At 61.3% G+C, this 12,690-nt stretch carries 11 protein-coding genes; 4 read left to right on the top strand and 7 right to left on the bottom strand.

Features of this window, described 5'->3' with window-relative positions; genetic code table 11:
* Window positions 1-211: 211 nt before the first annotated feature.
* From BUA38_RS33865 to BUA38_RS33875, 3 genes are all read right to left on the bottom strand, one after another.
* Window positions 212-1,186, bottom strand: a complete 975-nt coding sequence (locus BUA38_RS33865; protein WP_072824983.1) for a Bug family tripartite tricarboxylate transporter substrate binding protein — start codon at window positions 1,184-1,186, stop codon at window positions 212-214.
* Window positions 1,187-1,211: 25 nt separating this feature from the next.
* Window positions 1,212-1,991 (bottom strand): SDR family oxidoreductase, encoded by a 780-nt coding sequence (locus BUA38_RS33870; RefSeq protein ID WP_072824984.1) that lies wholly within the window; start codon window positions 1,989-1,991, stop codon window positions 1,212-1,214.
* A gap of 118 nt (window positions 1,992-2,109) precedes the next feature.
* Window positions 2,110-4,404 carry a molybdopterin guanine dinucleotide-containing S/N-oxide reductase gene (locus BUA38_RS33875; protein WP_072824986.1) on the bottom strand — a complete coding sequence of 765 codons (2,295 nt, stop codon included), beginning with the start codon at window positions 4,402-4,404 and terminating at the stop codon, window positions 2,110-2,112.
* A gap of 850 nt (window positions 4,405-5,254) precedes the next feature.
* Between BUA38_RS33875 and BUA38_RS37335 the strand changes: the two genes are divergently transcribed.
* Complete coding sequence (locus BUA38_RS37335; RefSeq protein WP_156898857.1) at window positions 5,255-5,416, top strand: hypothetical protein; 162 nt, start codon at window positions 5,255-5,257, stop codon at window positions 5,414-5,416.
* A 443-nt stretch (window positions 5,417-5,859) separates the two neighbouring features.
* Here BUA38_RS37335 and BUA38_RS33890 read toward each other — a convergent pair whose 3' ends face one another.
* Entirely contained in the window at window positions 5,860-6,087 is a 228-nt protein-coding gene (locus BUA38_RS33890) for a pentapeptide MXKDX repeat protein (RefSeq protein WP_072824991.1), read from the bottom strand.
* Between the two features lie 343 nt (window positions 6,088-6,430).
* Here BUA38_RS33890 and dctP point away from each other — a divergent pair, with 343 nt between their 5' ends.
* The 3 genes from dctP to BUA38_RS33905 are packed head-to-tail and all read left to right on the top strand — an operon-like array spanning window position 6,431 to window position 9,359.
* Window positions 6,431-7,453, top strand: a complete 1,023-nt coding sequence (dctP, locus tag BUA38_RS33895) for a TRAP transporter substrate-binding protein DctP (RefSeq protein WP_072824993.1) — start codon at window positions 6,431-6,433, stop codon at window positions 7,451-7,453.
* Window positions 7,450-8,004: a TRAP transporter small permease gene (locus BUA38_RS33900; protein WP_072824995.1), complete on the top strand. Its 555-nt coding sequence runs from the start codon at window positions 7,450-7,452 to the stop codon at window positions 8,002-8,004. Before dctP ends, BUA38_RS33900 begins: the two co-directional genes overlap by 4 nt.
* Entirely contained in the window at window positions 8,001-9,359 is a 1,359-nt protein-coding gene (locus tag BUA38_RS33905) for a TRAP transporter large permease (protein WP_072824997.1), read from the top strand. The genes BUA38_RS33900 and BUA38_RS33905 overlap by 4 nt, the downstream gene beginning before the upstream one ends.
* A gap of 14 nt (window positions 9,360-9,373) precedes the next feature.
* Here BUA38_RS33905 and BUA38_RS33910 read toward each other — a convergent pair whose 3' ends face one another.
* Genes BUA38_RS33910 through BUA38_RS33920 form a run of 3 tightly spaced genes read right to left on the bottom strand, consistent with a single transcriptional unit; the run spans window position 9,374 to window position 12,688 of the window.
* A complete protein-coding gene (locus BUA38_RS33910; protein WP_072824999.1) occupies window positions 9,374-9,745 on the bottom strand; it encodes a hypothetical protein in 372 nt (123 codons plus the stop codon).
* Between the two features lie 28 nt (window positions 9,746-9,773).
* Complete coding sequence (locus tag BUA38_RS33915; protein ID WP_072825001.1) at window positions 9,774-10,679, bottom strand: hydroxymethylglutaryl-CoA lyase; 906 nt, start codon at window positions 10,677-10,679, stop codon at window positions 9,774-9,776.
* Window positions 10,676-12,688 carry an acetyl-CoA carboxylase biotin carboxylase subunit gene (locus BUA38_RS33920; RefSeq protein ID WP_072825003.1) on the bottom strand — a complete coding sequence of 671 codons (2,013 nt, stop codon included), beginning with the start codon at window positions 12,686-12,688 and terminating at the stop codon, window positions 10,676-10,678. The genes BUA38_RS33915 and BUA38_RS33920 overlap by 4 nt, the downstream gene beginning before the upstream one ends.
* Window positions 12,689-12,690: the final 2 nt, after the last annotated feature.

Consider the following 12,690-nt stretch of genomic DNA (forward strand, 5'->3'; position numbering starts at 1 on the left):
TGAGGGAGAAATTCCAGCCGAGGCAACCTCAGAACGTTCCTTTAATGGCAAAACCACGAAAACCATCTTCTCGGTTCAAGGCTCACGAGAGAAATAATGACTATCTCAACGCGAGAACCCGCAATTTTGCCTACAAAACTCGCACCACCGGCGCGCATCTTATGCGTGGTCTCGCGCAACAAGACCGTAAGGCAGGTAATAGCCGCCACTGTCATTCGGCCTGGATATTTGCGTCCTTGATGATCCGCTCGTATTTCGTCATCTCTTCTCCGATATAATTCGCGAAATAATCCGGGGTCGAGCCGATTGGCTCAAAGCCGAGCAGCGCAAACTGTTCCTTGACGTCCGGACGCTCCGCGATCTTGGTGACTTCGGTCTGGATCTTCGTCACGAGATCCGCCGGCAGTCCCTTCGGCGCCCAAATCCCGTACCAGGAGGCAAAATCGAGAGCCTTCATGCCGGATTCGGCGACGGTCGGAATTTCGGGTGCGATGGCGATGCGCTTCAGGCTCGTGATAGCGAGCGCCTTGATATTTCCGGCCTTCGCCAACGGCAACGAAGACACCATGGGGTCGGCAATTAGCTGCACCGTGCCACTCATCAGATCAGTCAGTGCGGGCCCCCCACCCTTGTAAGCGACAACCAGGGTCTTGACGCCGGCATCGCGCTTGAGCAATTCGATCGCCAGATGGCCGGCCGAACCGAAACTCGAGGTCGCGAACGTATATTTTTCCGGATTCTTGCGTACCAGATCGAAGAACTCCCCGAGTGTCTTCGCGGGTACCGTCGGCGTTGTGCTGACGAGAAGCGGTCCAGAGGCAACGAGCGTGATCGGCGTAAAATCCGCAACGACATCATAGGGCACCGTCTTGTGCAGAAACGGCGTCACCACGTGGATCGAAGCTGTCAGCATCAAGGTGTAACCGTCGGGATTGGCCCTGGCCACGTAGCTTGCGCCGACGATGCCGCCGACGCCACCGGCGCGATTTTCGACGATGAAGCTTTGGCCCAACGATTCCGTCAGCTTCTGCGCGACGATACGCGCCACGCCATCGACAGAGCCACCGGCGGGATACGGTACGACAATCGTGACCGTACGGTTTGGATAGCTCTCCGCGATGGCCGACGCCGATCCGAATCCGAAAAAAACGACGCACAGCGCCACCAGGACACGCAAACACTTCATTGAAGGATCCTCATCCGCTCTCGCATTAGAAGGTCCCTGGATAGCTTCCCCCGTCGATTAGAAGATTTTGGCCGGTGATGTAACCAGCATGTGCAGAACAAAGAAACGCGAAATATGCCCCGAACTCGGCCGGGTGGCCAAAGCGCTTGGCCGGATTGGCGGCCGCACGTTCGTGCCAGATTTCGTCGAATGACTTGCCGCCCGGTTCAAGCATCCCCCTGATATGCCGGACCTGTGCATCGCTATCAAAAATGCCAGGTAGCAGGTTGTTGATGGTGACGTTTCGCGCCACCGTCTGCCGTGACAGTCCGGCGACAAAGCCGACCAGGCCCGTGCGTGCGCCGTTCGACAGACCAAGTTCTACTTGCGGATTTTTCACGCTGCGCGAGACAATGTTGACGATCCGGCCAAAACCCCGCGCCATCATGCCGTCGACCGTTAGCCGCATCATTTCGATCGGGCTCAGCATCATGGCATCGAGCGCAGCGATCCAGTCCTCGCGTGTCCAGTGCCGGAAATCGCCTGGAAGCGGACCATCGGCATTGTTGAGCAGAATATCCGGCTCCGGACAGGCCGCAAGCGCATCAGCCCGGCCTTTCGCGGTGGTGATATCGCCCAACACAGGCGTCGCATTGACGCCGGTCGCCGCGCGAACTTCTGCGCAAGTATTTTCCAAAACTTCGCGGGTTCGCGCGATAATCGTAACGTCGACGCCCTCTCTGGCGAGAGCCATCGCACACGCTTTACCCAGACCACGGCTGGCGCCGCTCAGAAGAGCTTTCCGGCCGCGGATGTCGAGGTCCATATCTCTCGCTTTTCAGCACGCGGTACAGGCCGCAATTGCCGATTACGATTGAGCTTGTAGCCGCATCACTTGTCAAGACCACGGTCTTGACCGATGCGTGCGAGCTATAGCGGTTCGACTATCTATCCGCGCAGAACGCCGGCGGCGTCCACGCATTGACCGGTGGCAGCGGACCGCTCCAGCGTTCGATATCCACGAGAGCACTGAGGGCGCTCGGGCCCTGGGTCAGCCGGGACGTGCCAATATCGAGCGTCAGCACATTCGGATTGCCATGCCGTTCGAGATCGTCTGGCGCGTTGGCCGGGTCATACCATGCGCCAGTCGCCATCATCACGACGTGCGACGAGAGTGCGGCATCGACATGCGCGGCGGCAAGACAGGCCCCGCGATCGTTGAATACACGAACCACATCGCCTGTTTTGATGTTGCGCTGTTCGGCATCCCTCGGATGGATTCGGATCTGCTCGCGACCATGCACTTTATGGCCACGCGACACGGATGCCGGGTCCATCTGGCTATGCAACCGGTCCCCGGGCTGGTGCGTGACCAGATGCAGCGGCCAGCGCGCCGCCGACGCTCCGCCGAGCCACTCCGCTGGCGCAAGCCATGCTGGGTGCGGCGGGCAGTCCGCATAGCCGAAGCCGGCGATCGTCTCGGAGGCGATCTCGATCCTGCCCGACGGGGTCCCTAATCGATGACGCACTGGGTCGCGCCGAAACTCGTCAAACAGGACGAAGTCGTCGGCAGGTAGCGGCAAGTCGGCAAAGCCTTCGGCCCAGAATGAATCGAAGTCCGGCAGCGCCACGTTCTTTTCGGCGCCTGCCGAGCGCATGCGGTGATAGATCGAGCGGCACCAGGCCATCTCGTCACGGCCCTCGGTGAAAGCTTCCTCATAGCCGCAACGAGAAGCGAGATCGCGAAAGATATCGAAATCGTTGCGGGATTGGCCGACGGGCGCGATCGCGCGATGCATCGCGAACACGAAGGGATCGCGCGACGATCCACCGACATCGTTGCGTTCCAGCGACGTCGTTGCAGGCAGTACGATATCGGCATGCCGTGCGGTCGGTGTCCACCAACTATCATGGACGATAATTGTTTCCGGCCTCTGCCAAGCCCGGCGCAGACGATTAAGATCCTGATGATGATGGAACGGATTGCCGCCGGCCCAGTACACCAGCCGGATATCCGGATAAGCCGCCGTGCGACCATTGAACTCGTAGGAGCCGCCGGGATCCAGCAGCATGTCCGCAACACGCGCGACCGGGATAGCGCTGTTTGCCGGATTGCGGGGAGTAGAGATTTCGGGACCGGGCAAATCCATCCGCGGGACACCAACACCGTTGAGCGAACCGTGGCCGAAAGCAAATCCACCACCCGGCAAACCGATGCCGCCGAGCATCGCCGCGAGCGCGATCGCAGCCCAATAAGGCTGTTCGCCGTGATGCGCCCGCTGCAGCGACCAGCTACAGGTAATCAGGCTGCGCGTTCCGGAGGCGCGCCGCGCGAGATCGCGGATTGTTCCAGCATCGATGTTGCAAATAGCGGCGGCCCAGTCCGCGCTCTTTGGCGTTCCGTCGTTATCGCCCATGAGATAGCGGCGTAGCACATCAAATCCGGTGCAGTAGCGATCGAGAAACGCTGTATGGTGGCGGCCTTCGACGACAAGCGTATGAGCCATTGCGAGCATGAGCGCCGTATCGGTATTTGGACGAATCGAAAGCCACTGAGCGCCAAGAAAGGCGGGTGCGTCGGAACGGGTCGGACTGACGACGACGAATTCGACCCCCGCCGCCTTGGCCCGATCGAGCCACGCCTTGAGAACGTGCGAACCAGTGCCTCCTGACGTGACCTGGCTGTTTTCAAGGCGTAGCCCGCCAAATGCGAGGACCAGCCGGGTATGTTTGACGACTGAATTCCAGTCAGTCACCCGGCCCGTCACCGGCTGATACGTGCCGATGACATGAGGCAGCAGAAACTGGGCCGCGCCCCAGCTATAGTTTCCGACCTGATCGACACAACCGCCGCCCTGAAACAGAAAGCGGCGAACCAGCGTGCGGGCATGATGCACCCTGCCCGCAGACGACCAGCCGTAAGAGCCGCCGAAAATGGCGGTGTCGCCAAAGGCACCGCGCACCCGCGTCAATTCACCAGCAACAAGATCGAGAGCCTCGTCCCAGTCCACCTCCCGAAAACGATCCGCCCCGCTGCGCGGCCGTCCCTCTCGCCAGCCTTCGCGGATCGCCGGGCGGGAAATTCTCAAGGGAGAGTGAACCATCTCAGGGATGGCGGCGAGCATGGGAGACGGCGCAGCGTCGCGCGCGAAAGGCTCACACTTGATGACGCGCCCGTTCTCCACCAGGGCGCTGAATGCGCCCCAATGAGCCAACGAGGGGTATCGGGTGATCGTCATCGGTCGGTGTTCCACGATAGCGAATTAGGTTGGTGCCGGAAATACCCTGGCTGCGCCAGGCCGGCTATTCTGAACGTTCGACAACAACCATTTCGTTCCCCTTAAAATCTGTTTTTCTGGTCTGGCGTTCCGGCCTGTTGAGCACAAGCTGTTAGCCAACAGCGCGCGGCCCGACACTTCAATCGCCATGGCTTCCATCACTGATGGGTCCGCCGGTTGCGTGCTCACTCAACTCAAACAGGGAGTAGCGCAATGGCAGAACGACGTCGCGCGAAACAAACATTGTCCCTGAAAGATCGCCTCGCGGTGTTCGCGCATGAAGCCCGTAGCAAGGCCTCGCAGCTTGGCCCGGGTCGCGAGAGGGACGATCTGCTGAAGAGGGCCCGGCAGGCGGATACTGCCGCACACCTCGACGATTGGGCCAATTCGCCGGGATTACGGCCGCCCGAATAGGCCGACCTGACCGCCAAACGAATTTTGCATATATAAAGGAGGATCTGATGCCAAAACCGATTGCAATTGCCTTCTGGTCGATGGTGGCCGCATGCGTGTTTTCGTTCGGCATGGCCGCTTTTGTCGCACACTTCGCCACCTGAGCGCGGGGAACGACCGTCGTTCGCCGGTGTTATCCCGGCGTATTAGTCCCCCCTGATACACCCCACAATGGCCCCGGCGTTCCCCCCACGCTGGGGCCAGTTCCTTGTCGGAACTCGCATCGATCTCGGATTTCGTTGCCTTGCCTGCAGCGGAAACAAGCCGGAAAATAGCCGCTCGCCTGCCACGAACTTGCCCAGCGACTCGGTGACGCAGTTAGTCGCTGCCCTGGGGAGGATCACAGCGTGAGCGTTCTATGTACAAAGCGTCGAAAACTTACCTCGCGGCAAGCGTCAGCGCATTGGCCCTTGCAACCCTGCTGATGATAGTCGTGATAGCGGCCTGGAGCGTCGCGCCAGAAGTTGTGGCCGACACCTCCGGGATCAAGCTGGAATTGAAGAAGTCGCTGCCCCCTTGAGGCTGCCTCAACGAGAGCGTGACGACCGGTTTCGCGAGGACCGCGAATTGATCAGTCGCGCCTTGCTCACGTCTCGGTCTCGCTCTTGTTGATACGCCGCCTGTCCGTCGGATGCTGGTTTGCGCAGCAACGAGTCCCTGAACGCCGTGTCGAGCTGCATCGCGTCTTGCGCCGATGCGGGTACCGGCCCCAGCAAAAGGACGGTCGCGAAAAGCTGTAGCGCGAAAGGCAAGCGCACGGTCATTGCTCCGAAGATCATTTCGGGGAATCAGGCCATCCATGCATTGGACGCTCTCGGGCCGATCGCCGTTACGGCGCCCCCGCGAGATAGACCGGTGGTGCGTCATCGGGCCACACGGACGCGTGCGCAGCGGCGGGCTTTCAGGAAACGCGGCAGGCCCACCCTGCTCGGGCGAGCCTGCCGGCAGGCGAGACGCCCGAAGTTACTTGTCCTTCTTCATCATGCCGTCATCTTTCTTCATGCCGTCCTTGGACATCGTGTCCTTTTTCATCATGCCGTCATCTTTCTTCATGCCGTCCTTGGACATCGTGTCCTTCTTCATGCCGTCGTCCTTCTTCATGTCGTCCGCGGCGAAGGCGGGGGCAAGCGCCAGGCTGAGCGACAGCGCCGCAGCGGAAAGTCCAAGCGCAATACGGGTGTTGATGGTCATAGTGGGATTCCTTCTTGGAAGACCTGGAAAACGGTTAATCGGCGACATAGGCCGCCATTGTAACGACGCTGCCGTACCGGCCTTCGTTACGCGGCATTGAAAAAAGTTTTGCGCTGTGACACGCATTCGGGCGTGGCGTCGGCTGTTTCTTTCGTAAAATTTGAAATAAGCAGACGGCCCCAGCAATTTTGCCACAGTTTGCAGCGCACCAATATGCACGCCTGCTCTTCTCATACTTTTCGACAAGATTCGCCGGGAAAGAGACGAGTTAGGATGCCCTACGCCTCAGCTCCGTCCGAAAGATTCCGAGAAATCGCCCCAGCACCGCCCAGGGAGGGTTAACATGTACACGCGTCGCCACATCCTTGCATCCACGCTTGCAGCGCCTGCCGTCCTGCGCTTCGGGATCGGCACGGCACACGCCGCCACGACCTTGAAGATTTCGCATCAGTTTCCGGGCGGCTCCATCGACAGTGGCGACTTCCGCGACCGGCTTTGCCGCAAATTTGGTGCCGAACTGGCTAAGCGGACTGGTGGCGAGATTACCGCCGAGGTCTATCCGAATTCCTCGCTGATAAAGACCAACGCGCAGTTCTCCGCTATGCGCAAGGGCGCGCTCGACATCAGCCTTTACCCCTTGCCCTATGCCGGCGGCGAACTGCCGGAGACCAATATCGCGCTGATGCCGGGCCTGGTCTCAACCTATGACCAGGGCATGAACTGGAAGAAGAACGCGGTCGGCAAGGCGCTTTCGGATTTCCTCGCCGACAAGGGCATCATCATCCTGAGTTGGGTCTGGCAGGCCGGCGGTGTAGCCAGCCGTTCGCGGGCGATCGTGGCGCCGGAAGACGCCAAGGGCCTCAAGGTCCGCGGTGGCTCGCGCGAGATGGACATGGTGTTGCAGACGGCGGGCGCCGCGGTGCTATCGGTGCCCTCGAACGAACTCTACGCCGCGATGCAGACCGGCGCCTGCGACGCCGGCATCACATCCTCCACCAGCCTGATTTCGTTCCGGCTCGAAGAGGTCGCGAAATCACTGACCTCGGGCGCGAAGGCTTCCTACTGGTTCATGCTTGAGCCGCTCTTGATGTCGAAGTCGATTTTCGATGGCCTGCCGAAAAACCATCAGGATACTATCGTGGCGCTGGGCCAGGAGATGGAAGTCTTCGGCCGCAATGGCGCGCAGGAGGACGATACGGAGGTGGCCAAGGTCTACGCCAAGGCCGGAGCCAAGGTCAGCGAGCTCGACGCCGCCACGGTGAACAAGTGGCGCGACATTGCCCGCGACACCGCGTGGAAGGACTACGGCGCCAAGACCGCGACCGCCGCCAAGCTGCTGAAACTCGCTTCCGACGTCTCAGCATGATGCACGGTCCGCTACCGGATCGAACCAGTCCGATCGCCGCCGCGACCAGCGCTCCGCTGGTTGCGGCGCTCGAATATGCGCTCGCCTTGTGCAACCGCATCATTCTCGTTCTCGCCTCTCTTGCGCTGATCGGGGCCTGCGGCGTCCTCAGCTACAGCGTGCTTGGGCGCGCGCTGTTTCAATCTCCGAATTACTGGCAGGACGAGGCCGCCGTCTTCCTTTTGGTGGGCGCCACCTTCATGACCTCGGCCTGGGTCCAGCACCAGCGCGGCCATATCGGCATCGAGGCCTTTGTCGGGCTGATGTCGCCATTCGCCAACCGCATCCGGCTGTGGCTGGTCGATCTCGCAAGCCTGGCTTTCTGCGCGTTCTTTGCCTGGAAGTCGTGGACGCTGACCTATGAGGCCTGGGACGATGGTCAGGTTTCGAATTCGATGTGGTCGCCGCCGCTCGACATTCCCTATGGTCTGATGGCCCTCGGCATGACGCTTCTGTGCGTGCAAATCCTGTTGCAGCTCATCGCACCGATTGCGGGAGCCGCCCGCCGATGACGGTTTTCGGAATTGGTATTTCCTACGGCCTCGCGACGCTGTTTGCGATGTTTTCCGGCATGCCGATCGCTTTCGCGCTCGGCGCCGTGGCGCTGGTGTTCATGGGTATCTACATGCCCGCCGCCTCGCTCGATACCGTAACGCAGAACGTGTACGAGGAAATGGCTTCGATTACGCTGTTGTCGATCCCGCTGTTCATCCTCAAGGGCGCTGCGATCGGCAAGTCCCGCGCGGGTCAAGACCTCTATTCGGCGCTCCATGCCTGGCTGCATCGCGTCCCCGGTGGCCTCGGCGTCGCCAACGTATTTGCCTGCGCCTTGTTCGCTGCCATGGCCGGCTCCTCGCCCGCGACCTGTTCGGCGATCGGCTCGGCCGGCATTCCCGAAATGCGCAAGCGCGGTTATTCCGGCGGCTTCGCGGCCGGAATCATCGCCGCCGGCGGCACGCTCGGGATTCTGCTGCCGCCCTCGATCACCATGATCCTGTTTGCGGTCGCTTCGGAAAAATCGCTCGGGCGGCTGTTCCTGGCCGGTATCGGGCCCGGCCTGCTCCTGGTGAGCCTGTTCGGCGTCTATGCGGTGATGCGCTTCCGCAAGGAATACGCTGCTGCCAGCGCAGCCTACGACAAGAGCGGCGTGGAATCTGCAATCCTGGTCCATGACGAATTCACCATGGCAGAACGCTTCAGCTCATTGCCGCGCGTTCTGCCGTTTGTGCTGCTGCTGACCGGCGTGATGATCGCGCTTTACGGCGGCTATGCCACGCCGTCGGAAACCGCCGGCCTCGGCGGCCTGCTCGCGCTGGGGCTGATCGCCGTCATCTATAGCGTGTGGCGGCCTTCGGATCTCGCGCCGATCCTGACCTCGACGATCCGCGAATCCACCATGCTGATGATGATCATCGGCATGTCGTTGCTCTATTCCTACGTGATGAGCTATCTTCACATCTCGCAGTCGGCGGCCGAATCCATCGTCGCGATGCATCTGCCGCGTTGGGAGTTGCTGTTGGCGATCCTGGTCATGGTCGTCGTACTCGGCTTCTTCCTGCCGCCGGTGTCGATCATCCTGATGACGGCGCCGATCATCCTGCCACCGCTTCGTGCCGCCAATTTCGACATCATCTGGTTCGGCATCATCATGACCATCGTGATGGAGATGGGGCTCATTCACCCGCCGGTCGGGCTGAATATTTTCGTCATCCGCAACGTTGCACCCGACATTCCGCTGCGCGACGTCATTTTCGGCACGCTGCCTTTCGTGCTATTGATGATGCTGGCGGTCCTGATCCTGTGCTTCGTGCCGGGAATCTCGACCTGGCTGCCCGATCTTGTGATGGGGCCGGACGGAAGCAAGTGACGACGATCTGAGCCTTACCCGACTTGCCAGGTCGCCGCGTCGTATCGCGCACCATTGTTGACGAAGAAGTACGCGATAGCCTTGTAGCATTGCTCCAAGCTGATGCACAGCGATAGGGGATACTCGTCGATCTGTCCGTTCGAGAGCTTGTACGTGCAGGTCCCCTGCCCGCCCTGACTACCCTTCGTCACCAGACCCCGGTCGCCGCAAAAGTGAAGGTACATGAGCCAACCATGCTCTCCGTTGCGGAGCATGCACATCGATGGGCCAGCCTCGGCCCAGATCCAAAATTCGAACTGCGCTTCGCGATCAAGGCAATCAAGAGCGCTATTGAGCTCTTCTACCGAGCCGATCGACAAGTTAGCCCCATTGAATGTGATTTTCATCGAACACCAACGAAAATCGGTCCTAGCCCTATCGGCCGCGCTTCCTCGCATTCAGCGCAGCCGCGACCCGGCTTAGCGGCGGCCGGCCAATTAACTTGCTGATCTCGTTGGTCGCTTCCACCAGCTTCGCCATATCGACGCCGGTAGCGATACCCATGCCTTCCAGCATGTAGACGACGTCCTCGGTCGCAACGTTGCCGGTGGCGCCCGGCGCATAGGGGCACCCGCCAAGACCGCCGGCCGCGGAATCGATCACGCGCGCACCCTCTTCCATCCCGGCGTAAAGATTGGCGAGCGCCTGGCCGTAGGTGTCGTGAAAGTGCATCGCGAGGCTCGCCATCGGCACATGGCCAGCTACGGCACGCAGCAGTTCGCGCGCCTTCATCGGCGTACCGACGCCGATGGTGTCGCCGAGCGAAATCTCATAGCAGCCGAGATCCCAGAGGATTTTTGCGACGTCGATCACCGCCTGCGGCTTGATCTCGCCGTCATAGGGACAGCCGAGAACGCAGGAGACATAGCCGCGCACCTCGATGCCGTCCGACTTCGCGCGCGCCACGACCGGCTTGAAGCGCTCGATCGATTCGGCAACCGAGCAATTGATATTGGCGCGTGAAAAGCCTTCGGAGGCCGAAGCGAACACCGCAATGACCTTGGCGCTAGCGGCGCGCGCGGCCTCATAACCCTTCTCGTTGGGCACCAACACGTGAAATTCGCCATCGGTGCGGGAACTGAAGCGCCGCAGCACCTCGTCCGAGCCGACCATTTGCGGAATCGCCTTCGGCGAAACGAAGGCCCCGATCTCGACCGTGTGAAGGCCCGCGGCAAGCAGCGCCTCGATAAAGGCGACGCGCTCTTCCACGCCGACCGGCGTCTTCTCGTTCTGAAGGCCGTCACGCGGGCCGACTTCGACGATGCGCACCTGCTCGCTCATGGCCGTTCACCCGCCGGCTCGATCTCGGCCAGTTCGACGCCCTCTCCGACGATATCGCCGACCTTGCACTTGATCGCTTTCAGAACGCCCGCAAACGGCGCGCGCAACGTCTGCTCCATCTTCATGACTTCCAGCGTCAGGATTGGCGCGCCCTTCTCGAGTTTCGCGCCGACCTCCGCCAGGATCGCCACGACCGTTCCCGGCAACGGCGCCACGATCCGGTCCTCGCCGACCTGTTCCTCGTCGTCACCGCCAAATGGATCGACCCAATGTAGCTCAAACCGACCGTTGCGTGTTCGAACGTAGAGTTCGTGACCCTCCACGATCGCCTGAACGTGGGATTTGATCCCGTCCAGCGTGACATCGATCCCCCGAGTCAGGCCGGGCGCGACAGCAAAGCCGATCTCGCGACCGCCAACCGAGAGCGTCACGGGCCCCTTGCCGTAGTGCAAACCGACCTTTTGCTCGCCTCCCTGGCCTTGCCGGAACGTAAACACCCGCTGACGGCGGCCAACCGGCATCCAGCCAGCCGCTCCCCAGGGAGATCTTGCAACACCACCGGCGGCTGTGGCTTCCTGTTGAAGGACCGCGGCAACGGCCGCCGCGAATTCGAGATCGCCCGGCGGTTTCGGGGCGGCCGTGAGATGATCGAGTTCTCGCTCGATAAAGCCGGTATCGATTACGTTGGCGCGCACCGCGGGATGGCCGACCAGCGCGGTCAAGAACGGGATGTTGGTGACGACACCCCGCACGTCGGATTCGGAAAGCGCATGCGTAAGCCGGTCGATCGCGCCATCACGCGTCGGCGCCCACGCGATCAACTTGGCCAGCATGGCATCGTAATGCGGCGAGACGGTATCGCCCGCGCGATAGCCGGCATCGATCCGCAAGCCCGCGGCTTGTTCGGGGATGTTCCAGCTCCGGATCGTGCCGACCGACGGCATGAAATTCTTGCCCGGATTTTCCGCATAAACCCGCGCCTCGATAGCGTGGCCGTGAAGCGTGATTTGATCTTGGGTCATCGGCAGCTTTTCGCCCGAGGCGATCAGCAACTGCCATTCGACCAGGTCGACACCCGTGATCAGTTCGGTCACGGGATGTTCGACTTGCAGCCGCGTGTTCATTTCGATGAAGAACACGTCCTTGCCGTCGGAGACAAACTCGATCGTGCCCGCGCCGACATAACTGACGGCGCCTGCCGCCTTGCGTGCGGCCGCGCAGACCGCATCACGCTGGGCTGCGTTCAGCGTCGGCGACGGCGCCTCCTCGATCACCTTCTGGTGCCGGCGCTGAAGCGTACATTCGCGCTCGAACAGCGACAGCAGATTACCGTGGCTGTCACCAATCACCTGGACCTCGATGTGGCGCGGATTCTGGACCAGTTTTTCGATCAACAGGCGGTCGTCGCCGAAGGCTGCCTTGGCCTCCCGCTTGGCGCTTTCGACCGATGCCGGGAGTTCATCGGCCTTGCGCACGATGCGCATCCCGCGCCCGCCGCCGCCGGCCGATGCCTTCACCAGAACCGGGAAGCCAATTTTTGCCGCCGCCTTGGCGAGCGTCGCATCGTCCTGCGCCTCGCCGTGATAGCCGGGTACCAGCGGCACGCCGGCTTTTTCCATCAGCAGCTTTGAACCCGACTTCGAGCCCATTGCCTGCATCATCTCGGCAGTGGGTCCGACAAAAATCAACCCGGCATCGAGGCACGCCTTGGCGAAATCGGCATTCTCCGACAGAAACCCATAGCCGGGATGGATGGCTTCCGCGCCGCTTCGGCGCGCGGCTTCAATTACCCGCTCGATGTTGAGATAGCTGTCGCGCGCCCGCGACGGCCCGAGCAGCACCGCTTCGTCCGCCATCGCGACATGCAACGCACCACGGTCGGCTTCCGAATAGACAGCGACGGTGCGCAGACCCATTGCCTTGGCGGTGCGGATCACGCGCACCGCAATCTCGCCGCGATTGGCGATCAGAAGCGTATGAAATCGCCGGTAAAGCTTCGACCGGTCCATCA

This window comes from Bradyrhizobium erythrophlei (assembly GCF_900142985.1).
GTDB classification, from domain to species: domain Bacteria; phylum Pseudomonadota; class Alphaproteobacteria; order Rhizobiales; family Xanthobacteraceae; genus Bradyrhizobium; species Bradyrhizobium erythrophlei_B.

Bases quoted from the DNA above. Each gene is read 5' to 3' on its own strand.
- BUA38_RS33865 (WP_072824983.1), bottom strand. From the start codon at position 1,186: ATGAAGTGTTTGCGTGTCCTGGTGGCGCTGTGCGTCGTTTTTTTCGGA.
- dctP (WP_072824993.1), top strand. From the start codon at position 6,431: ATGTACACGCGTCGCCACATCCTTGCATCCACGCTTGCAGCGCCTGCC.
- BUA38_RS33920 (WP_072825003.1), bottom strand. From the start codon at position 12,688: ATGGACCGGTCGAAGCTTTACCGGCGATTTCATACGCTTCTGATCGCC.
- BUA38_RS33915 (WP_072825001.1), bottom strand. From the start codon at position 10,679: ATGAGCGAGCAGGTGCGCATCGTCGAAGTCGGCCCGCGTGACGGCCTT.
- BUA38_RS33910 (WP_072824999.1), bottom strand. From the start codon at position 9,745: ATGAAAATCACATTCAATGGGGCTAACTTGTCGATCGGCTCGGTAGAA.
- BUA38_RS33900 (WP_072824995.1), top strand. From the start codon at position 7,450: ATGATGCACGGTCCGCTACCGGATCGAACCAGTCCGATCGCCGCCGCG.
- BUA38_RS33905 (WP_072824997.1), top strand. From the start codon at position 8,001: ATGACGGTTTTCGGAATTGGTATTTCCTACGGCCTCGCGACGCTGTTT.
- BUA38_RS33870 (WP_072824984.1), bottom strand. From the start codon at position 1,991: ATGGACCTCGACATCCGCGGCCGGAAAGCTCTTCTGAGCGGCGCCAGC.
- BUA38_RS37335 (WP_156898857.1), top strand. From the start codon at position 5,255: ATGTACAAAGCGTCGAAAACTTACCTCGCGGCAAGCGTCAGCGCATTG.
- BUA38_RS33890 (WP_072824991.1), bottom strand. From the start codon at position 6,087: ATGACCATCAACACCCGTATTGCGCTTGGACTTTCCGCTGCGGCGCTG.
- BUA38_RS33875 (WP_072824986.1), bottom strand. From the start codon at position 4,404: ATGACGATCACCCGATACCCCTCGTTGGCTCATTGGGGCGCATTCAGC.